This is a genomic window from Mycobacterium sp. 1081908.1 (assembly GCF_001673535.1).
GTDB lineage: Bacteria > Actinomycetota > Actinomycetes > Mycobacteriales > Mycobacteriaceae > Mycobacterium.
Window position 1 is genome coordinate 1 of the sequence record NZ_LZLY01000071.1, and the last position, 26,896, is coordinate 26,896.

23 protein-coding genes and 1 tRNA gene are annotated in these 26,896 nt (G+C 69.2%); 8 read left to right on the plus strand and 16 right to left on the minus strand.

Translation table 11 applies throughout. The annotated features are described in order from the left end of the window. The 7 genes from A5655_RS10275 to A5655_RS10305 form a co-directional block, all read right to left on the minus strand. Nucleotides 1-1,152, minus strand: a 1,152-nt coding sequence (locus tag A5655_RS10275; protein ID WP_197508657.1) for an ABC transporter transmembrane domain-containing protein, incomplete at its 3' end; no start/stop codon positions are given. Between the two features lie 80 nt (nucleotides 1,153-1,232). Continuing rightward, nucleotides 1,233-2,273, minus strand: coding sequence for a cytochrome d ubiquinol oxidase subunit II (gene cydB / locus A5655_RS10280; protein ID WP_067009161.1), 1,041 nt, complete (start codon nucleotides 2,271-2,273; stop codon nucleotides 1,233-1,235). Nucleotides 2,274-2,284: 11 nt separating this feature from the next. Beyond that, on the minus strand, nucleotides 2,285-3,766 hold the full coding sequence (locus A5655_RS10285) for a cytochrome ubiquinol oxidase subunit I (protein ID WP_067009166.1): 1,482 nt from the start codon (nucleotides 3,764-3,766) through the stop codon (nucleotides 2,285-2,287). A gap of 43 nt (nucleotides 3,767-3,809) precedes the next feature. Next, entirely contained in the window at nucleotides 3,810-4,403 is a 594-nt protein-coding gene (locus A5655_RS10290) for an HdeD family acid-resistance protein (protein ID WP_369807204.1), read from the minus strand. Between the two features lie 48 nt (nucleotides 4,404-4,451). After that, nucleotides 4,452-5,780, minus strand: a complete 1,329-nt coding sequence (locus A5655_RS10295) for an adenylate/guanylate cyclase domain-containing protein (protein ID WP_067009218.1) — start codon at nucleotides 5,778-5,780, stop codon at nucleotides 4,452-4,454. 25 nt (nucleotides 5,781-5,805) lie between these two features. Further along, nucleotides 5,806-6,318, minus strand: a complete 513-nt coding sequence (locus tag A5655_RS10300) for a DUF488 family protein (protein ID WP_067009172.1) — start codon at nucleotides 6,316-6,318, stop codon at nucleotides 5,806-5,808. 10 nt (nucleotides 6,319-6,328) lie between these two features. Beyond that, nucleotides 6,329-6,402 (minus strand) — tRNA-Leu (locus A5655_RS10305). A gap of 93 nt (nucleotides 6,403-6,495) precedes the next feature. Between A5655_RS10305 and A5655_RS10310 the strand changes: the two genes are divergently transcribed. Continuing rightward, nucleotides 6,496-7,116 carry an ANTAR domain-containing response regulator gene (locus A5655_RS10310; protein ID WP_067009221.1) on the plus strand — a complete coding sequence of 207 codons (621 nt, stop codon included), beginning with the start codon at nucleotides 6,496-6,498 and terminating at the stop codon, nucleotides 7,114-7,116. Nucleotides 7,117-7,194: 78 nt separating this feature from the next. On the opposite strand, the gene A5655_RS10315 is transcribed toward A5655_RS10310, so the two are convergent. After that, the gene (locus A5655_RS10315) at nucleotides 7,195-8,397 is read right to left on the minus strand and encodes a lipid-transfer protein (RefSeq protein ID WP_067009175.1); all 1,203 of its coding nucleotides are present in this window, start codon (nucleotides 8,395-8,397) and stop codon (nucleotides 7,195-7,197) included. Beyond that, nucleotides 8,394-8,837 carry a Zn-ribbon domain-containing OB-fold protein gene (locus tag A5655_RS10320; protein ID WP_067009178.1) on the minus strand — a complete coding sequence of 148 codons (444 nt, stop codon included), beginning with the start codon at nucleotides 8,835-8,837 and terminating at the stop codon, nucleotides 8,394-8,396. Before A5655_RS10320 ends, A5655_RS10315 begins: the two co-directional genes overlap by 4 nt. A gap of 126 nt (nucleotides 8,838-8,963) precedes the next feature. On the opposite strand from A5655_RS10320, the gene A5655_RS10325 reads away from it, so the two are divergent. The 4 genes from A5655_RS10325 (at nucleotide 8,964) to coaE (ending at nucleotide 14,817) form a co-directional block, all read left to right on the plus strand. Further along, nucleotides 8,964-9,251 (plus strand): putative quinol monooxygenase, encoded by a 288-nt coding sequence (locus A5655_RS10325; RefSeq protein ID WP_067009181.1) that lies wholly within the window; start codon nucleotides 8,964-8,966, stop codon nucleotides 9,249-9,251. A gap of 80 nt (nucleotides 9,252-9,331) precedes the next feature. Then, complete coding sequence (gene polA / locus A5655_RS10330) at nucleotides 9,332-11,995, plus strand: DNA polymerase I (RefSeq protein WP_067009224.1); 2,664 nt, start codon at nucleotides 9,332-9,334, stop codon at nucleotides 11,993-11,995. A 185-nt stretch (nucleotides 11,996-12,180) separates the two neighbouring features. Next, nucleotides 12,181-13,626, plus strand: coding sequence for a 30S ribosomal protein S1 (gene rpsA / locus A5655_RS10335; protein ID WP_067009184.1), 1,446 nt, complete (start codon nucleotides 12,181-12,183; stop codon nucleotides 13,624-13,626). Nucleotides 13,627-13,638: 12 nt separating this feature from the next. Further along, a complete protein-coding gene (gene coaE, locus A5655_RS10340) occupies nucleotides 13,639-14,817 on the plus strand; it encodes a dephospho-CoA kinase (RefSeq protein WP_067009188.1) in 1,179 nt (392 codons plus the stop codon). On the opposite strand, the gene A5655_RS10345 is transcribed toward coaE, so the two are convergent. The 6 genes from A5655_RS10345 to A5655_RS10370 are packed head-to-tail and all read right to left on the minus strand — an operon-like array spanning nucleotide 14,814 to nucleotide 18,811. Next, entirely contained in the window at nucleotides 14,814-15,230 is a 417-nt protein-coding gene (locus A5655_RS10345; RefSeq protein ID WP_067009191.1) for a hypothetical protein, read from the minus strand. The two genes, coaE and A5655_RS10345, sit on opposite strands and share 4 nt — an antisense overlap. Before the next feature lie 11 nt (nucleotides 15,231-15,241). Continuing rightward, nucleotides 15,242-16,021: an Fpg/Nei family DNA glycosylase gene (locus tag A5655_RS10350; protein WP_067009194.1), complete on the minus strand. Its 780-nt coding sequence runs from the start codon at nucleotides 16,019-16,021 to the stop codon at nucleotides 15,242-15,244. Further along, nucleotides 16,014-16,904, minus strand: a complete 891-nt coding sequence (gene ligD / locus A5655_RS10355) for a non-homologous end-joining DNA ligase (RefSeq protein ID WP_067009197.1) — start codon at nucleotides 16,902-16,904, stop codon at nucleotides 16,014-16,016. Before ligD (A5655_RS10355) ends, A5655_RS10350 begins: the two co-directional genes overlap by 8 nt. Next, a complete protein-coding gene (gene ligD / locus A5655_RS10360) occupies nucleotides 16,904-17,902 on the minus strand; it encodes a non-homologous end-joining DNA ligase (RefSeq protein WP_067009200.1) in 999 nt (332 codons plus the stop codon). The genes ligD (A5655_RS10355) and ligD (A5655_RS10360) overlap by 1 nt, the downstream gene beginning before the upstream one ends. Beyond that, nucleotides 17,899-18,333, minus strand: a complete 435-nt coding sequence (locus A5655_RS10365; RefSeq protein ID WP_082978589.1) for a hypothetical protein — start codon at nucleotides 18,331-18,333, stop codon at nucleotides 17,899-17,901. Before A5655_RS10365 ends, ligD (A5655_RS10360) begins: the two co-directional genes overlap by 4 nt. A 37-nt stretch (nucleotides 18,334-18,370) precedes the next feature. Then, nucleotides 18,371-18,811: a DUF402 domain-containing protein gene (locus A5655_RS10370; RefSeq protein ID WP_067009206.1), complete on the minus strand. Its 441-nt coding sequence runs from the start codon at nucleotides 18,809-18,811 to the stop codon at nucleotides 18,371-18,373. A gap of 153 nt (nucleotides 18,812-18,964) precedes the next feature. Between A5655_RS10370 and A5655_RS10375 the strand changes: the two genes are divergently transcribed. After that, on the plus strand, nucleotides 18,965-19,711 hold the full coding sequence (locus A5655_RS10375; RefSeq protein WP_156764806.1) for an SDR family oxidoreductase: 747 nt from the start codon (nucleotides 18,965-18,967) through the stop codon (nucleotides 19,709-19,711). A 12-nt stretch (nucleotides 19,712-19,723) separates the two neighbouring features. Here the strand turns inward: A5655_RS10375 and A5655_RS10380 are convergent, their stop codons facing one another. Further along, a complete protein-coding gene (locus A5655_RS10380) occupies nucleotides 19,724-22,375 on the minus strand; it encodes an FHA domain-containing protein (protein ID WP_082978588.1) in 2,652 nt (883 codons plus the stop codon). A 174-nt stretch (nucleotides 22,376-22,549) separates the two neighbouring features. On the opposite strand from A5655_RS10380, the gene A5655_RS10385 reads away from it, so the two are divergent. Beyond that, nucleotides 22,550-24,595, plus strand: coding sequence for a serine/threonine-protein kinase (locus A5655_RS10385; RefSeq protein WP_067009212.1), 2,046 nt, complete (start codon nucleotides 22,550-22,552; stop codon nucleotides 24,593-24,595). Between the two features lie 140 nt (nucleotides 24,596-24,735). Further along, nucleotides 24,736-26,896, plus strand: a 2,161-nt coding sequence (uvrB, locus tag A5655_RS10390) for an excinuclease ABC subunit UvrB (protein ID WP_067009215.1), incomplete at its 3' end; no start/stop codon positions are given.

Sequence of the window (26,896 nt, forward strand, 5' to 3'; positions counted from 1 at the left end):
CGCGGCGGGGTCCAAGTCTTCGACGTCGGTCCCGGCCACGGTGATCCGGCCTGAGGACGGCGCGGTGAGCCCCGCGATCACCTGCAGCGTGGTGCTCTTGCCGGCGCCGTTGTGCCCGGTCAGCACCGTGACCCGGCCGGGTTCGAGCACCGCGGTGAGGTCGCGGGGCGCGTGGCCGTCGCGGCCCAGCACGCGGAGGTTCTCGATGCGAATCGGTTCGCCCCGCGCGTTCACGGAGCGGCGTCGCGCCGTCGGGGCGGCGGGCTCGCCGATGAGGGCGAACGCCTTGTCGGCGGCGGTCCTACCCTCTTGGGCGGCATGGAATTCCACGCCGATGCGGCGCAGTGGCCAGTAGACGTCGGGGGCCAGCAGCAGCACCGTCAGGCCGGTGGTCAGGGTCATCTCGCCGAACAGCAGGCGAAGGCCGATGCCGACCGCGATCAATGCGACGCCGAGCGTGGCCAGCAATTCGAGCACCAGCGCGGACAGGAACGCGATCCGCAGCGTCGCCATCGCCGAGCGCCGGTGGGCGGCAGCCAGTTCGGCGATCCGGTGTTCGGGACCGCGGCCGCGGCCCAGCGCGCGCAGCGTGGGGATGCCGGCGATCAGGTCCAGCAGCCGGGCCTGCAGGGTCGTCATGGCCTCGAGCGCCGCCGCCGACCGGGCGGCGGTGGCCATCCCGATCAGCACCATGAAGACCGGTATCAGCGGCAGCGTGGTCAGCACGATCACCATTGATTTCGGGTCGTAGAGCGCGATCACGGCGACGGTGGCCGGGGTCAGGATGGCGGCGAGCAGCAAGGTGGGCAGGTATCCGGCGAAGTAGGGTCGCAACCCGTCGAGGCCGCGCGTCACCACGACGGCGGCGGCGTCGCGCTGCGCGGCGAGTTCGTTCGGCGGCCGGGCGGTCACGGCGGCCAGCACCTGGCCGTTGAGGTCGGCGATGACCGCGCCGGCGCCGCGCTGCCCCAGGCGGGCCTGAATCCAGTGCGTGACCGTGCGAATCACCCACAGCGCCAACAGGATCGACAGGGGACCAACCCACGCGCGCAAGCCCCGCGCCGTGGGATCGCCGACGACGCGGGCCACGACGTTCGCCAGGACGATCGCCGAGCCGATCGCACAGCCGGAGATCACCACCCCGCAGCCCACCGCGGCGACCAGATAGCGCCGCAACGCGCGCGAGGCCCGCCACAGCCGCGGGTCCAGCGGCGCTCGTGATGCCTTTGCGCTCAGGACGCACGCCTCGCCAGGCCGATGGGCGGCGGTATCCGCTCGGACGAGATCCGCTGCCGGAACACCCAATACGTCCACGCCTGGTACACCACCGTCAGCGGGGCCATGATCGCCGTCACCCAGGTCATGATCTTCAGGGTGTAGGGGGTGGATGAGGCGTTGTAGATCGTCACGCTCCACTGGCCGTTCAGCGTCGAGGGCACCAGGTTCGGATACAACGAGCCGAACAACAGGACCACCACGGCCGCGACCACCATGGCGAGGCAGGCAAAAGCCCAGCCCTCCGACGCGCGCCGCCACACCAACAGCACCGCCGCCAACTGCGCGACGACCGCAACCCCCAGCACCAGCCAGGTCCAGCCCTTGCCCTGCCCCAGCTGCGTCCAAAGTCCAAAGGCCGCAACTAATCCGGTCGCCGGCAGCGACAGCCACACCGCGAACCGGTGCGCATCGTCGCGGATCGTGCCCGAGGTCTTCAGGCCGACGAACACCGCGCCGTAGAGCAGGAACAGCGCGGCGGTGGCCAGGCCGCCCAGCAGGGTGTAGGCGTTGAGCACGTCGGTGATCGACGGGTGGACGTGGCCGTCGGAATCCACTGGCAGCCCGCGGACCAGGATGGCGAATGCGACACCCCACAGGATGGCGGGCAGCCACGATCCGGCGGCAATGCCGAAATCGGCCCAGCCGCGCCATTTCGTGTCGTCGATCTTGCCGCGCCATTCGATCGCCACGGCGCGCACGATCATGCCGAACAGGATCGCCAGCAGCGGCAGATACAGCGTGGAGAACACGGTGGCATACCAGCCCGGGAACGCGGCGAACATCGCCGCGCCACCGGTGATCAGCCAGACCTCGTTGCCGTCCCACACCGGCCCGATGGTGTTGAGCGCGGTGCGCCGATGCAGCTCCGGTTCGCCGACGCCGAAGCGGGCGAACGGCTCCATCAGCATGCCCACGCCGAAGTCGAACCCCTCGAGGATGAAGAAACCGAGGAACAGCAATCCGATGATGCCGAACCACAACTGTTGCAATGCCACCGGTCAGCTCCTTAATACGCGAACGAAAGTGGCGCCACCTCGTCGTCGCTGGGCGCGGGGGGCGGTGCCGGTTCGGCGTCGTGTTCCTGTGGCCCCGCGGCGACGTAGCGCCGGAGCAAGAAGAACCAGATGACCGCCAGCACCGCGTAAACGAGGGTGAAGGTCACCAGGGAGGTGACGACCATGCCGGCCGCGTGGTCGGACACGCCCTGCCCGACGGTGAGCCGAACCTGTTGATCGCCGGTCGGGTTCGGCACGACGATCCACGGCTGGCGGCCCATCTCGGTGAACACCCACCCGGAGATGTTGGCCAGAAACGGTGTGGGAATGGTGAGCAACGCCGCCCAGGAGAACCAGCGCTTGTCGGGCATCCGGCCGCCCCGGGTGAACCACAGCGTCGCCAGCGCGAACAGCACCGGGATGGCGAGGAACCCGATCATCGCGCGGAACGACCAGTACGTGACAAAAAGGTTGGGCCGGTAGTCGTTTGGCCCGAATCGCAGTTGATAGTCCTGCTGCAGGTTGCGCACACCCTGCAGCGTCACGTCGCCGGTTCGCCCTTCGGCGAGGAACGGCAGCACGTAGGGCACCTCGATGACCCGGTAGAGGCTGTCGCAGTTGTTCTGCCGCCCGACCGTCAGGATGGAGAAGTCGGGGTCGGTTTGGGTGTCGCACAACGATTCCGCCGACGCCATCTTCATCGGTTGCTGCACGAACATCAGCTTGCCCTGATGGTCGCCGGTGAAGAACAGGCCGACGGTGGCGGCCAGCGCGACCCAGCACCCCAGGATGGCGGCCGGGCGAAACATGGTGCGGGCGTCGGACTCGGCGGCGGCTGTGGCGGACGGGTCGGATGCGGGCTTGCCGGAGCGGACCATCCACCACGCGCTGACGGCGGCGACGAAGGTCGCGGCGGTCAGCAAGGCGCCGGCCACCGTGTGTGAAAACGCCGCGAGCGCAGTGTTATTGGAAAGCAGCGCGGCGATGCTGTTCAGCTCGGCGCGGTGGCTCACCGGGTTGTAGTGGGCCCCGACCGGGTGCTGCATGAACGAGTTGGCCGCGATGATGAAGAACGCCGACACGTTGACGCTGATCGCCACGATCCAGATGCAGGCCAGGTGTATCAGCCGCGGAAGCCGGCTCCAGCCGAAGATCCACAGGCCGATGAAGGTGGACTCGAAGAAGAAGGCGGCCAGGCCCTCCATCGCCAGCGGCGCGCCGAAGATGTCGCCGACGAACCGGGAGTACTCGCTCCAGTTCATCCCGAACTGGAATTCCTGGACGATGCCCGTCGCGACACCGATGGCGAAGTTGATCAAAAACAGCTTGCCGAAGAACTTGGTCAGCCGATACCAGGCGGTGTTGCCGGTGGCCACCCACACCGTCTGCATGACGGCCAGCAGCGGGGCCAGGCCGATGGTGAGCGGCACGAAGATGAAGTGGTAGACGGTGGTGATGCCGAACTGCCACCGCGAAATATCGACGACACTCATCTGTCATCTCCCAACTGCGGCCATCTACGACGCAGTGTAGTAGTTACTGGGCGCCGGCGCCACGCCCCAATTCCCTGGACGCCTTGCGGATGCCGAACGACGAGACGATCTCGAAAACGCCGATTACCGCGAACCAGACGCCGACCACGATCGTCAGGGTGACGATCGAGGCGAACGGCGACGCCAGGACGACGATCCCGGCGAGCAGGCTGATCACGCCGATGAAAATCGACCAGGCCCGCCCCGGCAGCAGGGGATCGCTGATGGCCGAGACCGTCGTGGCGACCCCGCGGAAGATGAACCCGATGCCAATCCAGATGGCCAGCAACAGGACCGCGTAGCCCTGCCCGAAGTGACGAAATGCCAAGACGGCCAGGATGAGTGACGCCGCGCCGCTGATGAACAACAGGATCCGGCTGCCCGCCGAAACGTGCAGGCTGAACGCGAAGACCACCTGCGCGGCACCGGTAATCAACAGATAGATGCCGAACGCGACGGCGGCGGCCAGGATGGAGATGCCCGGCCAGGCCAGGATCACCGCGCCGACGACGATCGACAGAATTCCGGACACCAGCGCGGATTTCCACAAGTGCGGCAACAAGCTTGGGACAGGGGCCGTTCCAGGCGTGGTTTGCATGGCCGAAGTCTGGCACAAACCGCGGAGCGGCCGATAGGGACTTTCGGCTCAGACGCGCGCGGTGCGCGGTTCGTCGGCGGGCAGGTCGGTGGGCTCCTCGGTTGCCTTGCGCCCAATCAGATACCAGGTCCGCATGGGGCCCTTGCCCTTGATCTCGATGCTGCCGCGCTCCTGCAGCACGAAGTCGTCTTTGAGGCGCTCGTACATCGCGTCGGGCACCTGGATCCGGCCGACCGAGTCGGTGGATTCCATCCGGGAGGCGACGTTGACCGCATCGCCCCACACGTCGTAGAAGAACCGGCGCGACCCGACGACACCCGCGACCACCGGCCCGCAGGCCATGCCGACCCGCAGCGGGATCGGCTGACTGTGCGGATCCCTCAGTCCCGCTGCGACATTGGCCATGTCGAGCGCGAAATCCGCCAGCGCGCGGGAATGGTCGGGCCGCGGGCGCGGAACGCCGCTGACCACCATGTACGAGTCGCCGCTGACTTTGATTTTCTCCAGGCCGTGCTTGTCGACGAGGGCGTCGAACGCGCCGTACAGACGGTCGAGGAAGCGCACCAGGTCGGCGGGCGGGGTGCTGCTGGCGCGCTCGGTGAACCCGACGATGTCGGCGAACAGGACCGAGGCGTCGTCGTACTTGTCGGCGATGACGTTGCGGTCGGGCTCCTTGAGGCGCTCGGCGATGCTGGCGGGCAACATGTTTTCCAGCAGCGTCTCCGAGCGCTCGTACTGGGCCTCCATCACCGCCTCGGCGCGCGCGGTCTCGCGCAGGGCGAACCACAGGATCACGACCACCATCACGACGCTGGACACGGCTGTGACGACAAAGCCCGTCGACGTGGCCCAGGCCGGCTGCAGCCCGGTGTTGCGCGGGACCAGGAACTCCACCGCGATGATCAGGCCGGCGACCACCGCCGCCAGCGCGGAGGCCAACACGATGTGCTCGATCCCTAGCAACAGCACGACGATGCAGGCGCCGACCAGAAAGAAGAACTGCGAGCCCGAACCGGTGCCTACGTCCAGGCAGCTGGCGAAGACGGAGACGTAGGCCGCGCTCAAAAAGGTAAGCGGCGCAACCAGTTCCCCGAAGCGCTGCAGCCAGGGCACCATCGCGAAGACCATGGCGCCGACGATGTTGATCGAGCTGACCTGCCAAGTCCAGGAATCGGTGAGGATTTGCACCAGCACGAAGCTGACGCTGACCATCACGGCCAGCCACGAGGTGATGGTGAGGATCCGGCCCCGGCGCGCGGCGCTGGCGGCGTAGTGCTGGTTGCGGTCGCGGGTCTGCGCCCGCACCACGGCGACGCAGTCCGGGCGGTTCGACGAGCCTTCTGACCGGGGTGGGGCTCCGCATTTCTTCGCCACCACGTTCAAAGCCTAACCGTTGACCTCGTCAATTGTCGGGTGCCTGGTCAAGATCGTGGGTGAGCCAGTCCGACGGCGGGTGTTCGGTCAGCGAGCCGTTGGGCATGATGTGCAGCACCCGGTCCCCGTCGTGGGTGGCCAGGTCGGCGATCATCCGCCGGTGGCATCGCCACCAGGTCGGCTCGCCGCACATAATGGCCACGTCGCCGGCCCCGGCGTCGTGCAGCAGCCGCTCGTATGCCGCCCGGAACTCCGGTGTGCGGGTATGCGCGGCGTAGTTGGCGAACGCGGGGTTCTCCCACCACTGGTCGCGCAGTAGCCGGGTGTCGGGAGCCTTGCGTCGTCCACCGAGGTCCGGTTCGTGGCGGTACGCGATTCCCGCGGCGTTCAGCCAGCCCGGCATCGCATCCTTCGACACGTCGGGATTGCGACGCGAGCCGGGGAAACTGCGGACGTCGACCAGCAGCGTGATGCCGTGCCGGCGCAGCGCGGCGGTCAGTTCGTCGGCGGTTTTCGCGCCGTGTCCGATGGTGTAGAGCATTTAACAGGTGTGCCCTCGGTGGGATTCGAACCCACACTGGACGGGTTTTGAGTCCGTTTCCTCTGCCAGTTGGGATACGAGGGCGGGCAGCCTCCCACCATAGAGGATCGGTGCGCCGATCGATTCTCACCGCCCCCGAGTTCGCTGGTCCCGGGCGTGCAGGACACAATGTCCGTCATGACCGGCCCCACGACCGACACCGACGCCGCTGTGCCGCGCCGGGTCCTGATCGCGGAAGACGAAGCGCTCATCCGCCTGGATCTCGCCGAGATGCTCCGGGAGGAGGGATACGAGATCGTCGGCGAGGCCGGCGACGGCCAGGAGGCCGTCGAACTGGCCGAGCGCCATAAGCCGGACCTGGTGATCATGGACGTGAAGATGCCGCGCCGCGACGGCATCGACGCCGCCTCGGAGATAGCCAGCAAGCGCATCGCGCCGATCGTGGTGCTGACCGCGTTCAGCCAGCGCGACCTGGTGGAGCGCGCCCGCGACGCCGGGGCGATGGCCTACCTGGTGAAGCCGTTCACGATCAGCGACCTGATCCCGGCCATCGAATTGGCGCTGAGCCGGTTCAGCGAGATCACCGAGCTGGAACGCGAAGTGGCGACGCTGTCCGACCGGCTGGAGACCCGCAAGCTCGTCGAGCGCGCCAAGGGCCTGCTGCAGACCAAGCAGGGCATGACCGAGCCCGAGGCGTTCAAGTGGATCCAGCGCGCGGCCATGGACCGTCGGACCACCATGAAGCGGGTGGCCGAGGTAGTCCTGGAAACCCTCGACACGCCCAAAGAGGCCGAATAGCCCCGCGAGCGTGCGTGTCTGTACGGCGACACGCCGTCGCGCGCATACAACTGCGCACGTTCGCGGAAGCGCGTCGCGCTAGCGCGCCACGATCACCGACGAGCCGTGGCCGAACAGGCCCTGATTGGCGGTGACGCCGACCGTCGCGCCCTCCACCTGCCGGCCGGTGGCCTGCCCGCGGAGCTGCCAGGTCAGCTCGCAGACCTGCGCGATGGCCTGCGCGGGGATGGCCTCGCCGAAGCAGGCCAGCCCGCCCGACGGGTTGACCGGGACCCGGCCGCCGATCGTGGTGGCCCCGCTGCGCAGCAGCGCCTCGGCCTCGCCCTTGGCGCACAAGCCCAGGTGCTCGTACCAGTCGAGCTCCAGCGCCGTGGACAGGTCGTAGACCTCGGCCAGGCTGACGTCCTCGGGCCCGATGCCGGCCTCGGCGTAGGCGGCGTCGAGGATCTGGTCCTTGAACACCCGCTCCGGCGCGGCTACGACGGCGGTGGAATCCGTTGCGATGTCGGGCAATTCGGGCAGGTGCTGGGGGTAGCGCGGCGTCACCGTGCTGACCGCGCGCACCGACGGCACTCCGTCGAGCGAGCCCAGGTGCTTGCGGGCGAAGTCGCCGCTGGCGACGATCAGCGCGGCGGCGCCGTCGGAGGTCGCGCAGATGTCGAGCTGGCGCAGCGGGTCGGCCACCACCGGGCTGGCGAACACGTCGTCGACCGAGGATTCCTTGCGGTAGCGCGCATTCGGGTTCTGCAGGCCGTGCCGGGAATTCTTCACCTTGACCTGAGCGAAGTCCTCGGGCGTGGCCCCGTAGAGGTCCATCCGCCGGCGCGCCAGCAGCGCGAAGTACACCGGGTTCATCGCCCCGATGAGGTGGAACCGCTGCCAGTCGGGGTCGTTCTTGCGTTCCCCGCCGACGGGGGCGAACGCGCCCTTGGGTGTGGTGTCGGCGCCGATCACCAGTGCGACGTCGCAGAAGCCGGCGAGGATCTGGGCCCGCGCGCTCTGCAGCGCCTGCGAACCGCTGGCGCACGCCGCGTAGCTGGAGCTGACCGGCACCCCGTTCCAGCCGAGCTTCTGCGCGAACGTCGACCCTGCGATGAAGCCCGGGTAGCCGTTGCGGATGGTGTCGGCCCCCGCGACCATCTGGATCTGCCGCCAGTCGAGCCCGGCCTCCGCCAGCGCCGCGCGCGCGGCCACCACCCCGTATTCGGTGAAGTCGCGGCCCCACTTCCCCCAGGGGTGCATGCCGGCGCCGAGGATGTAGAGCGGTTCGGGAGTGCTCATGACGCCACCTTCCACGCGTAGACGAGCCGCTCGACGCCGTCGTCGTCGGTGTACAGCGGCATGGTGGTCAGCTCCATCTCCATGCCGACCTTCAAATCGTCGGCCAGCGTGCCCTCGACCACCTTGCCCAGCACGATCAGCCCCTCCTCGGCCAGCTCCACCGCGGCGATCGCGAACGGCTCGAAGGGATCCGGTGCCGGGTAGGGCGCGGGCGGCGGATACCGGTTCTCGGTGTAGCTCCACAGCGTCCCGCGCGTCGACAGCGCGACGGGCTCCAGCGTGTCGCTGGCGCACGCCGGGTTGGGGCAGTTGTTCTCCCGCGGCGGGAAGACATAGGTGCCGCACTCGGGGCACTTGCTGCCGATCAGATGGGCGCTGCCGGCGTCATCGGTGGCGAACCATCCGTCGATCGCGGGTTGTTGGCTGGTGACCTCTGGCACTTCGTCAGACTACCCAGCCCGGATACAAAACTGAAACGTGTTGCAGTTTGCGACGGTCGCCGATGACTTCGGGCGGCGTCGGCGGTCATATCGGGAATGGGCGGGTACCAAGCGAAGGAGCGTCCCATGGTGATCGTCGCGGGCTACCTTGTCGTGGAGCCGTCGCAGCGAGACGGATATCTGGTGCAGTGCAAGGCCGTGGTGCAGCAAGCCCGCCGAACGCCGGGCTGCCTCGACTTCGCGATCAGCGCCGACCTGCTCGATCCGAGTCGCATCGACATCTTCGAACGATGGGAATCGCGCGCCGACGTCGATGCGTTCCGAGGCAGCGGACCCAGCGACGAACAACAAGGTTCGATAGTGCGTGCGTCGGTTTCCGAGTACGACGTGGGGGCCGAGCGGCGGCTGACCTGATGTCGTGAGAGGTGCCTAGAGTGAATGCCGTGCCCGTCGCGACCGCTCAGAAGACCGAGGAACAGACCAAGCCGACTCTGATGTTGCTGGACGGCAATTCGCTGGCGTTCCGGGCGTTCTATGCGCTTCCCGCCGAGAACTTCAAGACCCGCGGCGGGCTGACCACCAACGCGGTGTACGGCTTCACCGCCATGCTGATCAACCTGCTGCGCGACGAGGCGCCGACGCACATCGCAGCGGCGTTCGACGTGTCGCGGCAGACCTTCCGTTCCGAGCGGTACCCGGAGTACAAGGCCAACCGGTCGTCGACGCCCGACGAGTTCCACGGCCAGATCGACATCACCAAGGAAGTGCTCAACGCGCTGGGCATCACGGTGCTCTCGGAGCAGGGGTTCGAGGCCGACGACCTCATCGCGACGCTGGCCACCCAGGCCGAGAACGAGGGCTACCGCGTGCTGGTGGTCTCCGGTGACCGCGACTCGCTGCAGCTGGTCAGCGAGGACGTCACGGTGCTGTACCCGCGCAAGGGCGTCAGCGAACTGACGCGCTTCACCCCCGAGGCCGTCGTCGAGAAGTACGGGCTGACGCCCAAGCAGTACCCCGACTTCGCGGCCCTGCGCGGCGATCCCAGCGACAACCTGCCCGGCATCCCCGGGGTGGGGGAGAAGACCGCCTCGAAGTGGATCGCCGAATACGGCTCGCTGCAGGCGCTGGTGGACAACGTCGACTCCGTCCGCGGCAAGGTGGGCGACGCGCTGCGCGCCAACCTCGCCGGCGTCATCCGCAACCGCGAGCTCACCGACCTCGTCAAAGACGTGCCGCTGGCCCAGACCCCGGACACGCTGCGGCTGCAGCCGTGGGACCGCGACCAGATCCACCGGCTCTTCGACGACCTGGAGTTCCGGGTGTTGCGCGACCGGCTGTTCGAGACCCTGGTCGCCGTCGAGCCCGAGGTCGACGAGGGCTTCGACGTGCGCGGCGGCGCGCTCGAGCCCGGCGCCGTCGGGCAGTGGCTGGTCGCGCACGCCGGCGACGGGCGCCGGGCCGGGCTGGCCGTCGCGGGCACCCACCTGCCGCACGGCGGGGACGCCACCGGGCTGGGCATCGCCGCCGCCGACGGCGACGGTGCCTACATCGACACCGCCACGCTGACCCCCGACGACGACGCCGCGCTGGCGGCCTGGCTGGCCGACCCGGCGAAACCCAAAGCGCTGCACGAGGCCAAGCTCGCCATCCACGACCTGGCGGGCCGCGGCTGGACGCTGAACGGCGTCAGCTCCGACACCGCGCTGGCGGCCTACGTGGTGCGCCCGGGGCAGCGCAGCTTCACCCTCGACGACCTCTCGCTGCGCTACCTGCGTCGCGAGCTGCGCGCGGAAACGCCTGAGCAGCAACAGCTTTCGTTGCTCGACGACATGGACGGGGTGGACGAGCAGGCCGTCGCGACCCTGATCCTGCGGGCCCGGGCCGTGGTCGACCTGGCCGACGCGCTGGACGCCGAGCTGGACCGCATCGACTCCACCGCGCTGCTGGGCGAGATGGAGCTGCCGGTCCAGCACGTGCTGGCCGACATGGAAAGCGCCGGCATCGCCGTCGATCTGCAGCTCCTCGGCGATCTGCAAAGCCAGTTCGCCGACCAGATCCGCGACGCGGCCGAGGCCGCCTACGGCGTGATCGGCAAGCAGATCAACCTGGGCTCGCCCAAGCAGTTGCAGGTGGTGCTGTTCGACGAGCTCGGCATGCCGAAGACCAAGCGCACCAAGACCGGCTACACCACCGACGCCGACGCCCTGCAGTCGCTGTTCGACAAGACCGGGCATCCGTTCCTGCAGCACCTGCTGGCCCACCGCGACGTCACCCGGCTGAAGGTCACGGTCGACGGGCTGCTGAACTCGGTGGCCGCCGACGGGCGCATCCACACCACCTTCAACCAGACCATCGCGGCCACCGGCAGGCTGTCGTCGACCGAACCCAACCTGCAGAACATCCCGATCCGCACCGACGCCGGCCGCCAGATCCGGGACGGCTTCGTCGTCGGCAAGGGTTACGAAGAGCTGATGACGGCGGACTACAGCCAGATCGAGATGCGCATCATGGCCCACCTGTCGCGGGACGAAGGCCTGATCGAGGCGTTCAACACCGGGGAGGACCTGCACTCGTTCGTCGCGTCGCGGGCGTTCGGGGTGCCGATCGAGGAGGTCACCGCCGAGCTGCGCCGCCGGGTCAAGGCGATGTCGTACGGGCTGGCCTACGGCTTGAGCGCCTACGGGCTGTCCGCGCAGCTGAAGATCTCCACCGAGGAGGCGAAGGAGCAGATGGACCAGTACTTCGCCCGATTCGGCGGTATCCGCGACTACTTGCACGACGTCGTCGAGCAGGCCCGCAAGGACGGCTACACCTCCACCGTGCTCGGCCGCCGCCGCTACCTGCCCGAGCTGGACAGCAGCAACCGCAACGTGCGCGAGGCCGCCGAGCGGGCCGCGCTCAACGCGCCCATCCAGGGCAGCGCGGCCGACATCATCAAGGTGGCGATGATCGAGGTGGACAAGGCGATCAAGGAGGCCGGGCTGGCGTCGCGGATGCTGCTGCAGGTGCACGACGAACTGTTGTTCGAAATCGCGCCGGGTGAGCGGGAGCGGGTCGAGGCGCTGGCGCGCGAGAAAATGGGCGCCGCCTACCCGCTCGACGTCCCACTCGAGGTCTCGGTCGGCTACGGCCGCAGTTGGGACGCCGCCGCGCACTAAGCGCTGGCCGGCGTGACGTGAGGGCGAAAATTCGGCCGAAAATTCGCCCTGGCGTTACATTTGCGTCATTTCGGCCGTCCTGGCTTTGAGCCCGAGTTTGTCCAGCTAGTGCCCTGTCGAGTAGCCTCGACAGGTAAATCCTGAATTGTCCCTACGACCCAACCTGTCCGGAGCAACCCAACAACATGCCGAGTCCCACCGTCACCTCGCCGCAAGTAGCCGTCAACGACATTGGCTCGAGCGAGGATTTTCTCGCCGCAATAGACAAAACGATCAAGTACTTCAACGATGGCGACATCGTCGAAGGCACCATCGTCAAAGTTGACCGGGACGAGGTGCTCCTCGACATCGGCTACAAGACCGAAGGGGTCATCCCCGCCCGCGAGCTCTCCATCAAGCACGACGTCGACCCCAACGAGGTCGTTTCCGTCGGCGATGAGGTCGAGGCCCTGGTTCTCACCAAGGAGGACAAAGAGGGCCGGCTGATCCTGTCCAAGAAGCGCGCGCAGTACGAGCGCGCCTGGGGCACCATCGAGGCGCTCAAGGAGAAGGACGAGGCCGTCAAGGGCACCGTCATCGAGGTCGTCAAGGGTGGTCTGATCCTCGACATCGGGTTGCGCGGCTTCCTGCCCGCCTCGCTCGTCGAGATGCGGCGCGTCCGCGACCTGCAGCCGTACATCGGCAAGGAGATCGAGGCCAAGATCATCGAGCTGGACAAGAACCGCAACAACGTGGTGCTGTCCCGCCGCGCCTGGCTGGAGCAGACCCAGTCCGAGGTGCGCAGCGAGTTCCTCAACCAGCTGCAGAAGGGCAGCATCCGCAAGGGTGTGGTCTCGTCCATCGTCAACTTCGGCGCGTTCGTCGACCTCGGCGGTGTGGACGGCCTGGTGCACGTGTCCGAGCTGTCCTGGAAGCACATCGACCACCCGTCGGAGGTGGTGCAGGTGGGCGACGAGGTCACCGTCGAGGTGCTCGACGTCGACATGGACCGCGAGCGGGTTTCGTTGTCGCTCAAGGCGACCCAGGAAGACCCGTGGCGCCACTTCGCCCGCACGCACGCCATCGGCCAGATCGTGCCCGGCAAGGTCACCAAGCTGGTTCCGTTCGGCGCGTTCGTCCGAGTCGAGGAGGGCATCGAGGGCCTGGTGCACATCTCCGAGCTGGCCGAGCGCCACGTCGAGGTGCCCGACCAGGTGGTCGCCGTCGGCGACGACGCGATGGTCAAGGTCATCGACATCGACCTGGAGCGCCGCCGAATCTCGTTGTCGCTCAAGCAGGCCAACGAGGACTACACCGAGGAATTCGACCCCGCGAAGTACGGCATGGCCGACAGCTACGACGAGCAGGGCAACTACATCTTCCCCGAGGGCTTCGACTCCGAGACCAACGAATGGCTCGAGGGATTCGACGCCCAGCGCAACGAGTGGGAGGCCCGCTACGCCGAGGCCGAGCGCCGGCACAAGATGCACACCGCGCAGATGGAGAAGTTCGCCGCCGCGGAGTCGGCCGCCCACGCCGCGGGCGACTCGGCGCCGGGCAACGGCGCGTCGTCGGAGAAGGCGGCGGGCGGATCGCTGGCCAGCGACGCCCAGCTGGCGGCCCTGCGGGAAAAGCTCGCCGGCAACGCCTAACGGCGTTCTGGAATGCTGCGCATCGGGTTGACCGGTGGCATCGGCGCCGGCAAGTCTGCGGTCTCGTCCACCTTCGCGCAGTGCGGTGCCGTCATCGTCGACGGGGACGTCATCGCGCGCGAGGTGGTCGAGCCGGGCACCGAGGGCCTGAAGTCGCTCGTCGAGGCGTTCGGCGACGACATGCTGCTGCCCGACGGGTCGCTGGATCGTCCCGCGCTGGCCGCCAAGGCTTTTCGTGACGACGAGTCGCGCCAGAAGCTGAACGGGATCGTGCACCCGCTGGTCGGCAAGCGCCGCGCCGAGATCATCGCCTCGGTGCCCGGGGATTCGGTTGTCGTCGAAGACATTCCGCTGCTGGTGGAGTCCGGGATGGCGCCGCTGTTCCCGCTCGTCGTGGTGGTGCACGCCGACGTCGAGGTGCGGGTGCGACGGCTGGTCGACCTGCGCGGCATGTCCGAGGAAGACGCCCGCGCCCGGATCGCCGCGCAGGCCGACGACGAGCAGCGCCGCGCCGTCGCAGACGTCTGGCTGGACAACTCGGGCAGCCCGGAGGAGCTGGCGCAGCGGGCGCGCGACGTGTGGAACGACCGGATCCTGCCCTTCTCCCACAACCTGAGCGCATGCCAGATCGCGCACGCGCCCGCGCGTCTCGTGCCGGCCGACCCGAGTTGGCCGGATCAGGCGCGGCGCATCGTGGGCCGGCTGCAGACCGCGTGCGGCCACCGGGCGCTTCGCATCGACCACATCGGCTCCACCGCGCTGCCCGCCTTGGACGCCAAGGACGTCATCGACATCCAGATCACCGTCGAATCGCTGGCCGTCGCCGACGAACTCGCCGAGCCGTTATTGTCGGCCGGCTACCCGCGCATCGAGGCCATTACCGAGGACGTAGCCCACACCGACGACACGGCCTTGTGGCACAAGCGTATTCACGCCTCCGCCGACCCGGGCCGGCCGACCAACGTGCACCTCCGGGTGGACGGCTGGCCCAACCAGCAGTTCGCGCTGCTTTTCGTCGCCTGGCTGCGGGCCGACGTCGGCGCGCGCGCCGACTACCTGGCCGTCAAGCTCAAGGCCGAACAGGCGGCGGGCGGTGACATCTCGGCCTACGTCGCCGCCAAGGAGCCGTGGTTTGCCGACGCGTACCGGCGGGCGTGGGAGTGGGCGGACGCGACCGGATGGCAGCCCTAGCCGGGCAGCGGCGCCCCGCATTGCAGCACACCGTTGTTGGGGCCGGGATTTCCGGGTGCCGGCCTGACCATCTGGTCCGCCTGGGTGAAGACGTTGTCGTCGACGTCGATCTCGCAGTGCACGTTCGCCGCATACGGGAAATGAAGCACGATCCGCAGGCCGGCCTGCGCGGGATCGGGCAACACGGTGTTGGCCTCGAACACGTTGCCCGGCATCGACGGCAGGTTGGTCGTGTTCGTCTGGCCGCCGTTGATCACGAAGGCGGCCTGGCTGCCGGTCGTCAGCGCGTCGATCCGGGCGCGGTAGGTGATGTTGTGCAGTTCCGCCTGCGCGATCGCCGGGCTTAGCTGGGACCCGGCCGCGACGACGGTCAAGGCGGTGATCGCCATCCACCTGTGGTTGCTGGGGCTCATAACAGCCGAGATTACCCGGGCTGGCAGCGCGGGCACCACAACGAGGTCCGCCCGGCCATCCGGGCGCGCGCGAGCCGGGTGCCGCAGCGCGGGCACGACGGGTCGGGATCGTCGCGCACCCGGGTGAGCCAGCGCGGCAGGCCGGGCACCCGGCCGTGCGGCACCGCCGTGCGCAGCACCCGCGTCATCGCGGCGTGCAGGCCCTTGAACTCGCCGGGCCCCAGTTCCGGAACCGGGCGGGACGGCGCGATCCGGGCCCGCCAGCAGATCTCGTCGGTGAGCAGGTTTCCCAGGCCGGCGATCACCGACTGGTCCATCAGCGTCGGCTTCAGCCGCCCGGACCGGCCGCGCAGCGCGTCGCGGAACGCGGGCAGGCCGAGGCCCAAGGCGTCGGGACCCTGCGGACCGGTGACGTGCGCGACGTCCTCGTCGTCGTCGGCCAGCCACACTCCGCGCAGTTTGCGCAGGTCGGCGTAGCGCAGTTCGCCGCGATCCAGCGCGATCACCAGCCGCTCGTACGGCTCGCGCTCGGCGCCGTCGGCGGCGTAGTGCGGGTGCCCGGTCATCCCGCTGTGCACCAGCAGCGTCGGGCCGTCGGTCGGCAGCATCAGCCATTTGCCGTGCCGGCGTGGGCAATCGAAGCGGCGGCCGTCGAGCCGGCGGCCCAGCGTGGCGGCCGTGGTGTTGCGCAGGACGCCCGGATCGCGGACGTGCACGCCCCGGATCCGTCGGCCGGGCAGCACATCGGCCAGCTCGCGCCGAAAGCCCTCCACGTCGGGCAGCTCAGGCACGAAGCCTTGCCACCCGCTGCGCGGGGCCCGTCAGCGAGCGGGCGTGCCGGTGCATACCGGCCCACGGATCGCCCTGCCCGGCAAGCCGTTTGGGGACATCACGGATGGTGAATCGGTCCGCCCGCAGGCCCCGGGTGTCCAGCTCGTCCCACTCCAGCGGGGTGGCCACCGGCGCGCCCGCCCGGGCCCGCACCGAATACGGCGCAACCGCGGTCTGCGCGTAGGCATTTCGCATGATGTCCAGATACACCCGGTCGCCGCGCTTGTCCTTGCGGGCTTCCACGGTGCGGTGGGCGTCGTCGTCGGCCGCCACCACCTCGGCGACCTCGCGGGCGAATTGGCGGGCGGTGTCGAAATCGGTGTCGGGCCGCAGCGGCACCACGACGTGCAGCCCGCGCGACCCGGTGGTCTGCACGTATCGCGCCAGCCCGAGGTCGTCCAGCACCCCGGCGAACGCGTGGGCCGTCGCCCGCACCACGGCGAAGTCGTCAGCGGAGGGGTCGAGGTCGAACACCAGCCGGTCGGGCTTGTGCAGCCGGTCCCGCCGCGACTGCCACACGTGCAGCGTGACGCAGTTCTGGTTGGCCAGCCAGCGCAGCGCCTCGCGGCGCTCCGCCACGGGATGCACCACGGTGCCGCCCTCCTTGCCGACCTCGACGCGCCCCATCCAGTCCGGCAGCGAATCGGCGAAATCCTGTTGCACCCAACCCTGTTCGCCGATGCCGCGCGGAAACCGCTGCACAGTGAGCGCCCGATCCCGCAGGTGCGGCAGCATCACGTCGGCCACCTCGCCGTAGTAGCCGACCAGCTCGCCCTTGGTGATCCCGTCCTTGGGGAACATCACCCGGTCCGGGTGGCTGACCTCGACCTCGACGCGCGGCATCAGCGCGTCTCCCGCACGACGTCGCCCGCGTCCTTGTCGGTGCGCAAGCCCTGGTAACGCGGGTGGCGCAGCTTGCCGTCGCGGGTCCACTCGGTGAACCCGATCTGGGCGACCAGCTCCGGGCGCACCCAGTGGGCGCCGTTCTCGCGCACCAGGCCGCGGGTGAACGGCGGCTCGTCCTGCTCGATGGGGGACAACCGCTCGTGCAGGCTGCGCAGGGTGGGTTCGTCGAACCCGGTTCCCACCTTGCCGGCGTACACCAGGTCGCGGCCGTCGTGGTAGCCGAGCAGCAGCGCGCCCAACTCGATGCGGCTGCCCTTGGGGCTGGTATAGCCGCCGACGACGAATTCCTGGTCGCGAACGCATTTGAACTTCAGCCAGTTCTTCGACCGGCCGCTTTCGTACGTGGCGTCGGCCCGCTTGGCGATCACACCCTCGTCACCGCGCCGGCACGCCGCCTCGTATGCCGCGATCCCGTCCTCGACGCGGTGCACCGCGAACCGCAGCGGGTCACCGAACTCAATGGCCTTGCGCAGCAGCTTCTTCCGCCACAGCTGCGGCACATCGGTGGTTGACTCGCCGTCGAGGTGCAGCAGGTCGAAGACGTAGTAGAAGACGCGGACCGGGGACGCGCGGGCCACCTCGGGGTCGGTGATGCCCAGCCGGCCCTGCAGCCGCGCGAAGCTGGTGCGACGGCCCACGAACGCCACCACCTCGCCGTCCACGACGAACCGCGTGGTCCGCTGCGCGCCGAGCGCGGCGACCAGCTCGGGATAGGTTCCGTTGAGCGGCTGCCGATTTCGCGACAGCAGGCGCACCCGGTCGCCGTCGCGGAAGCCGATACAGCGCATCCCGTCGAATTTGCGCTCGAAGATCCAGTGCGGATTGGAAAATCGCCGGTCGGTCAGGGTGGCCAGCGTGGGTGCCCGCCAGTCGGGCACCGGCTCGTCGTGCAGCGCCGCGCGCACCGCTTCGGGCAGGGCGGCGAAGTCGGTCATGACACGTCGTCCAGTGAGTGGCCGGTCAGCGCCGGCTGACGCAGCGTGTCGGCGTCCTCGTCGTCTTTGCGCCTGATCAGCAGCCACGTTTCCTGTTCGCCGTCCCGGATCCGGGTCAGCGTGTACCAGCCGCGCAGCCAGTCGCCGCACAGGAAGAACGAAAGATGGCCGCGGTCAAGGCAATCGGCCATGTCGTAGGGCGTCGCGTTGACGTAGGTGCCGCGGTCGCCGTCGACGCCGCCCTCGGCGGCTTCGAGGGTCAGGTCGGCGGTGCGGCGGGCGATCCGGCTGTCGTTGGGTATCGCCCAGCAGACCAGCACGCCGTCGATCTCGAGGCCAAGCTCGTAGTGGTCGCCGTCGGGCCCCGGCCAGATGACGAAACGCGGGTCCCGGCTGGGCCGGCGTTTGCGTCGGTTCTCGATCAAACGCATCACGAAGTGATACCCGTGGGTCACGTGAGGAAACGGGCTATGCCTCACGCCAGGTCAGCTCCATGCCGTGGGCGGCCATCCACCGGGAAAGGTCGTAGTCGTTGCGGGCCAGGCCGTCGATGGCGACCACGGCACGCCGCACGGCCCGTTCGGCGACCTCCGGGGTCAGCAGGCCGTGCCGCACCGCGTCCAGCAGCTCGTCGACGTCGGCCAGCTCCGCCCCGGCGCCGGTGCGGACCACGATGTCCAGGTAGTGGTCCTCCGAGCGCCACACCTTCGGGCCCGGTGTGTATTCGCCCACGTCGAGGTAGAAGTCCTGGTCGCGTTCGTGGCCGGGATTGAAGTGAAAGACGGTGGCGCGCAGGCCCAACGACGGCAGCAGCCACGATTCGAGGTAGTGGAACTGCGCGCGGCCCGGCGTGGGGCGGGCGACGTAGAGCCCCCACGGCTGCACGACGTACTCGTCGACGGCCCGCACGATGCCCTTCGGATCGGTGTTGGTGCGGGCGACCAGGTCGAACGTCTCGTGCTTCGGCGGGTGGATGGTCCCACCCTAGTTGCCGGGGTCGTTGGCAGGCATCATCACCAAGTCGAAGTGAGTATGGGCAAGCGGGCCACCGGGAGGATCACAGTGAGCGACCTCAGCGGAAAGACAGCTCTCGTCACCGGCGGGAATTCCGGCATCGGGTTGGCGACCGCGCAGCGGCTGGCCGACGCGGGCGCCCACGTCTTCCTGACCGGTCGTAATCGGGACACCATCGACGCCGCGGTGGCCTCGATCGGTGACCGGGCGACGGGCATCCGCGCCGACGTGGCCAACCTCGGCGACGTGGCGGCGATCGCCGACGCCATCGTATCCCGCGGGGACGGCCTCGACGTGCTCTTCGCCAACGCGGGCGGCGGAGAATTCGCGGCACTGGGCGACATTTCGGTCGAACACTTCACCTCCACGTTCATGACCAACGTGGGCGGCACGCTGTTCACCGTGCAAGCCATGCTGCCGCTGCTCAACCACGGCTCGTCGATCGTGCTGACCGGCTCGACCGCCGCGTACAACGGCACCCCGGCGTTCAGCGTGTACGCGGCGACCAAGGCGGCGATCCGCTCGTTCGGGCGGACCTGGGCGGCCGAACTCGTAGGCCGCGGGATTCGGGTCAACACCATCGTTCCCGGACCGGTCGAGACCCCAGGGCTGCTGGGACTGGCGCCGGCCGGACGAGAGCAGGAGCTGCGCGAAGGCGAGGCGTCCAAGGTCCCGATGGGCCGCCTGGGCAGGCCCGAGGAGGTCGCCGCGGCAGTGCTATTCCTCGCGTCGCACGAAAGCAGCTTCATGACCGGCAGCGAGTTGTTCGTCGACGGCGGTGCGGAGCAGATCTAGGATCGCCGCGGCCTATCGGCGCAACCGGATTTTCCACCGCACGAAGCCGCCGTAGAACACCGCCAGCGCGGCCAGCATGCCCATGTCGATCAGCCAGGCCCTCGAGGTGTGCTCCCAGAACCGGTCCTGGGAGAGCAGCGAATCGGGCACCAGATGCCGTAGGTCGACCGTCGACGCGGCCGCGGCGTAACCCCAGCGCGCCGGCATCGCGAAGGACAGCTGGTCGAGGCCGAGCCGGCCGGTCACCGGGACCATCCCGCCGCACAGCACCAGCTGCGCCATCACCGTCACCACGAACAGCGGCATGATCTGCTCGCTGGAGCGGACCAGCGACGAGATCGCCAGCCCGAGGATGGCCGAGGCCACGCAGGTCCCCGCCACGGTCAGGAACAATTCGAGGGTGGCCCCGGCGCTGGAGTGGCCGAGCAGAACGGCGCCACGGGTCGGAGCGCTCTTGCCGATCACCACGATCGCGGTGACGATCGCCGACTGCAGAATCGCGAACCCGCAGAACACCGCCGTCTTCGCGAGCAGGTAGGCCGTCGTCGACAACCCGACCGCCTGCTCGCGCTGGAAGATGGCGCGCTCGCCGACCAGGTCGCGGATCGTCAGCGCGGTGCCCATGAACGCGGCGGCCGGCAGCAGCAGGGCCAGGATCTGCGCGGCCTCGTCCGGTGTCCCGGCGTTCGGGGCCGGCACGTGGAATCCGTGGTTGCCCGGCACGGTCAGCGACAGGGAGCCCAGGATGAACGGCAACAGCGCCAGGAAGACGAAATAGGCGCGGTCGGCGACCACCAGCCGGACCTGCCGGCGCGCGACCGTCGAAATCTGGCGCCGCACGCTCGTATGCACCGGCTCGCCCAGGTCGGCCGGCTCGGCCGTCTCAGCCGCTCTGGGCCGCCGCTTCTGGGCCTCGGCCTGGGCCAGGAACCGCCTGTTGGCCTCCTCGGGGTCGGCGCCCACCTTGGTGAAGATCTTGGCCCAGTTGGTGGTGCCCATCGCCTCGCCGATCTGGTCGGGCGGGCCGAAGTAGGCCGTCTTGCCGCCCGGGGCCACCAACAGCAGCTGGTCGCAGATGTCGAGGTAGGACAGCATGTGCGTCACCACGATCACCACGCGTCCGGCGTCGGCCAGCTGGCGCAGCATCGTCATCACCTGGTGGTCCAGCGCCGGGTCGAGGCCCGACGTCGGCTCGTCGAGGATCAGCAGCGACGGCCCGGTCAGGAGCTCCAGCGCCACCGAGGCCCGCTTGCGCTGACCGCCCGAGAGCTTGTCGACGCGGGTGTCGGCGTGCTTGGTCAGGTCCAGCTCCTCGAGCACCTGGGTCGCCACCTTGGCGCGGTCGGCCTTGCTGGTGTCGGGCGGCAGCCGCAGTTCGGCGGCGTAGCCCAGCGCCTGGTTGACCGTCAGCTGGCGGTGCACCACGTCGTCCTGGGGGACCATGCCGATCCGGCTGCGCAGCGACGCGTATTCGGAATGGATGTCGTGGCCCTCGAAGGTCACCGAGCCCGAGCTGGGGCTGGTGTAGCCGGCGATCAGCCGGGCCAGCGTGCTCTTGCCGGCGCCCGAGCCCCCGATCACGGCCGTGAGCGTCCCCGGGCGGGCGGTCAGCGAGATGTCGTCGAGCAGTTGCTTGCCGTTGTCGACGACGTATTTGACGTTGCGCACCTCGAGGCCGCCGGTGCGCGCCGCGGCAGCGCCGCCCTCGACCAGGGTGCCGTCCCGGAACGCCAGGTCGACGTTGCCGATGGTGACGACGTCGCCGTCGGACAGGATCGCCGACCCGATCCGGGTGCCGTTGACGAACGTGCCGTTGATGCTGTTGTCGCGGATCTCGGTCCCGAGCGGGGTCTGTACCAGCGTGGCGTGATGACGCGAGGCGAGCACGTCGTAGACGACGATGTCGCTCTCGGCCGCGCGCCCGATCGTCTTGGCGCCTGCCGTGCCCGCGGCCGCCGACAGGCGCGGCGACAGCAACTTCACAAACCTCGTGGCCAGGTTGGAGACGTCGGCCGTCCTGGCGTCGATCACGGTGGATTCGGCGGGCGGTGGCGCGTCCGGGCGGAGCGCCGGCTCGGCGTTGACGGTCGTCACCTGGTCGGGTGGCGTCCTGTCGGGTGGCCTGGGCGGCGGCGCCTGCCGCGGCTGCGGGGGACGCGGTGGCCTCGGCGGCTGCCGGGGCGGCAGCGGGCGCGGCGGCGCGGGCTGCCGGGGCTGGCTTCCGGTCTGGCCGCGCCGCCGGGCGGGCGGCGCGGTGGGATTGGTCCGCTCCGGCAGCGCGGACCACGCCACGGTGGGCGGCCCCGAGTCGCGCGCCGGCCTGATCGGGGGCGGCCCGCTGGCGTGGCCCTGCTGCGGTCCGACCGCGAACGTCAGCCGCGGTCCCTGCGGGTTGCCGACGTTGATGCTCTGGCCGTCGTGGATGTCGATGACCGGCATCCGGTAGCCGTTGACATAGGTTCCGTTCAGCGAGCCGTTGTCGATCGCCAGCCAGCGGCCCTGATCGAACCGCACGATGAGGTGCGCGCGGGAGATCCGCGGATCCGGAATCCGCAAGTCCGCGTTCGCGTCACGCCCGACGACGACTTCGTGACCGGCCGCGAACGAGCGTTGGGACCCGTCGTGCCGGATTGTCAGGACAGGCGGGGCGGGTCGATTCACCACTCAAGTATCGGCCCGCGGTTTGAGTGGGCTCCATGGGACTCGCCTGTGATTTGGCTTTATTTCGGTTCGGTCACTCATAGCCTGCTCATAGCTTCCTGAGACCAAACGCCCACCCAGATCCGGCATCATTCGTGGCGTGAGGGGAGTGCAGGCGAAGAAACCGGGGGGCGACGATTGACGGACGAACATAAGGGCACGACCCGGCGCATCGACGCCGGGCGACGGCTGCTGAGCAACCCGCGGCTGGCCCGTGAGGCCCTGCGCGCGGGCTTGCATTCGGGCCCCTCGGCGACCGTCGCGCACCTTTTTCGCCGCATTCCGCCCGTCGCCTCGACCCCGAACGCCGAGCCGCCCGCCCCGGAGGTTAGCCCCGAGGTCAGCGGGTCGCGCCTCGCGCTGAGCAGCGGCGCGGCGTTCGCCGGCTACACGATCCTGCGGCAGCTCGGCGCCGGCGGCATGGCCGAGGTCTACCTGGCGCTGCATCCCCGGCTGCCGCGTCGCGACGTGATCAAGGTGCTCGCCGAGGCGGTCACCGCCGATCCGGAGTTCCGCGAGCGGTTCAACCGGGAGGCCGATCTGGCCGCGACGCTCTGGCACCCGCACATCGTCGGCGTCCACGACCGCGGCGAATTCGACGGTCAGCTCTGGATTTCCATGGACTACGTCGAGGGCACCGACGCCGCCCGGCTGGTCAAGGAGCGCTACCCGGACGGGATGCCCGTCGACGAGGTGTGCGCGATCCTGCAGGCGGTCGCCGGCGCGCTGGATTACGCACACGATCGCGGCCTGCTGCACCGCGACGTCAAGCCCGCCAACATCCTGCTCACCCATCCCGACGACGGGGAACGCCGAATCCTGTTGGCGGACTTCGGCGTTGCGCGCCACCTCGCCAACATCAGCGGCATCACCGAGACCAACGTCGCGGTGGGGACGGTGGCCTACGCCGCCCCCGAACAGCTGACGGGTTCCAACATCGACGGCCGCGCGGACCAATACGCGTTGGCGGCCACGGCATTTCATCTGCTCACCGGCGCGCCGCCCTTCCAGCACTCCAACCCGGTCGCGGTGATCAGCCAGCACCTGCACGAGGATCCGCCGCGGCTCAGTGACTACCGCCCCGACTTGGCGTACCTCGACGACGTGTTCTTCAGGGCCCTGGCCAAGCGCCCCGAGGACCGGTTCGAGCGGTGCCGCGCGTTCGCCGCCGCGGTCAGCGAGCTGGTCTCCGACGAGGGGGATGACGACCAGGCCGGTGCCGCCTTGCCGGCGCGGCGGCTGTATCACCGGTTCTCGTCCCGGGCCCGGTGGGCGACCGCGTTGATCTGCGCGGTGCTGATCGCCATCGCGGCGACCTGGTCGGCGCTGTACTCGTTTCAGCCGGAGAGCCCGCCGGCGAATGTCCCGGCGTTGGCGTCGAAACCGTCCGTCCCCGCGGCCAGCGCGGCGCCGGCGGCGAGACCCGGCGGGCCGGTCCTCAACGGGACCTACAAGTTGACCTATGACCGCAGCAAGCAGACCACCAACGGCATCCCGATCCGTCACGACGGCCCGGCCGCCAGCTGGTGGGCGTTCCACTCGGTGTGCACCGCCAACGGGTGCGCGGCGACCGGAACCCAGCTCGACGACACCAACCACCAGGTGGCCAGCACGGTTGATGGCGGCCACACCTACTCGCTGCGCTTCATCGGCGGCTATTGGCAGGGCGGGTTCCAGCAGGAACGGTCGGGCTGCACGCAGCCGGACGGACAGGTCACGGCCACCCAGCAGGAAAGCGTCGCCGGGTCGTTGGCGCCGCAGGCCGACGGAACGCTGCGCGGCACGGTGACGCAGACGGCGCTGTCCAATGAGTGCGGCGCGCAGGGGGCGGTGGTGCGGGTGCCGGTGGTGGCCACCCGCGTCGGCGACGCCCCGCCGTCGGTGCCCGTGGCCGATCCGGCCCAGGTCATCAGCGCCTCCACCACGCCGTCTCACCCGGGGGCGCCGGTCCTGGGCGGGGCGTGCAGCGACGTCGACAAGCTCGCGTACGACCCGACCAACAGCGAGCAGGTCGTCTGCGAGGGCAACACGTGGGCCAAGGCGCCCATCACGATGGGGGTGCACGCCACCGGCAGCTCGTGCAACCGGCCGAACACGTCGGTGTTCGCGATGTCCACCTCGAGTGACGGCTACCTGCTGCAGTGCGATCCGGTCACCCGCACGTGGACCCGCCCGGGGGCCTAGCTGTGGCCGGCCCCGGCGGGGGGTAGGCGACTCGCGAAAGCGATATCGCATGCGCTATCAGATTCGCGGATCCGGTGGTGATGCCCGGAGGCCAGACAAGCACCGGGGCACTTGTCGGTGCACCGCTCTACCCTGGTGCCATGGCCTTTGCCACTGAACACCCGGTCGTCGCGCACTCGGAATACCGCCCCGCCGCCGAGGACGTGGAAGGGCTGCTGCGCGCCGGCGGCCACTTCGAGGTGGTCAGCCCGCACGCACCGGCCGGCGACCAGCCCGCGGCCATCGACGAGCTGGAGCGCCGGATCCGCGCGGGGGAGCGCGACGTGGTCCTGCTCGGCGCCACCGGCACCGGAAAGTCGGCGACCACCGCCTGGCTCATCGAACGGCTGCAGCGCCCCACGCTGGTGATGGCGCCCAACAAGACGCTGGCCGCCCAGCTGGCGAACGAGCTGCGAGAGATGTTGCCGCACAACGCCGTCGAGTACTTCGTGTCGTACTACGACTACTACCAGCCGGAGGCGTACATCGCGCAGACCGACACCTACATCGAGAAGGACAGCTCCATCAACGACGACGTGGAGCGGTTGCGGCACTCCGCGACGTCGTCGCTGCTGTCGCGGCGCGACGTGGTGGTGGTGGCGTCGGTGTCGTGCATCTACGGCCTGGGCACGCCGCAGTCCTACCTGGACCGCTCGGTCGAGCTGCAGGTCGGGACCGAGGTGCCCCGCGACGGGCTGCTGCGGCTGCTGGTCGACGTCCAGTACACCCGCAACGACCTGTCCTTCACCCGCGGCTCGTTCCGCGTCCGGGGCGACACCGTGGAGATCATCCCGTCCTACGAGGAGCTGGCGGTCCGCATCGAGTTCTTCGGCGACGAGATCGAGGCGCTGTACTACCTGCACCCGCTGACCGGCGAGGTGGTTCGCCAGGTCGACTCGCTGCGGATCTTCCCCGCCACCCACTACGTGGCCGGCCCGGAGCGGATGGCGCACGCGATCTCCACCATCGAGGAGGAGCTCGCCGAGCGGCTCGCCGAGTTCGAGAGCCAGGGCAAGCTGCTGGAGGCCCAGCGGCTGCGGATGCGCACCGCCTACGACATCGAGATGATGCGCCAGGTCGGGTTCTGCTCGGGCATCGAGAACTACTCCCGGCACATCGACGGCCGGGGACCGGGCTCGCCGCCGGCGACGCTGCTCGACTACTTCCCCGAGGACTTCCTGCTCGTCATCGACGAGTCGCACGTCACCGTGCCGCAGATCGGCGGGATGTACGAGGGCGACATGTCGCGCAAGCGCAACCTGGTTGAGTACGGGTTCCGGCTGCCGTCGGCGTGCGACAACCGGCCGCTGACCTGGGAGGAGTTCGCCGACCGGATCGGGCAGACGGTGTATCTGTCGGCCACCCCCGGGCCCTACGAGCTGAGCCAGACCGGCGGCGAGTTCGTCGAGCAGGTCATCCGTCCGACCGGGCTGGTGGATCCCAAGGTGCTGGTCAAGCCGACCAAGGGCCAGATCGACGACCTGATCGGGGAGATCCGCAAGCGCGCCGCGGCCGACGAGCGGGTGCTGGTCACGACGCTGACCAAGAAGATGGCCGAGGACCTCACCGACTACCTGCTGGAGATGGGCATCCGGGTGCGCTACCTGCACTCCGAGGTCGACACGCTGCGCCGGGTGGAGCTGCTACGCCAGCTGCGCCTCGGCGACTACGACGTGCTGGTCGGCATCAACCTGCTGCGCGAGGGCCTCGACCTGCCCGAGGTGTCGCTGGTGGCGATCCTCGACGCCGACAAGGAAGGGTTCCTGCGCTCGACGCGCAGCCTGATCCAGACCATCGGCCGCGCGGCCCGCAACGTGTCCGGCGAGGTGCACCTCTACGCCGACACCATGACCGACTCGATGAAGGAAGCCATCGACGAGACCGAACGCCGGCGCGCCAAGCAGACCGCCTACAACGAGGCCAACGGCATCGACCCGCAGCCGCTGCGCAAGAAGATCGCCGACATCCTCGACCGGGTCTACGCCGAGGCCGACGACAGCGAGACCGTCGAAATCGGCTCCGGGCGCAGCATGTCCCGCGGCCGGCGCGCCCAGGGCGAGCCGGGTCGCGCGGTCAGCGCCGGGGTCTTCGAGGGCCGCGACACGTCGAACATGCCGCGCGCCGAGCTGGCCGACCTGATCAAGGACCTCACCGCCCAGATGATGGCCGCCGCCCGCGATCTGCAGTTCGAGCTGGCGGCCCGGTTCCGCGACGAAATCGCCGACCTCAAAAAGGAACTGCGCGGGATGGACGCCGCCGGCC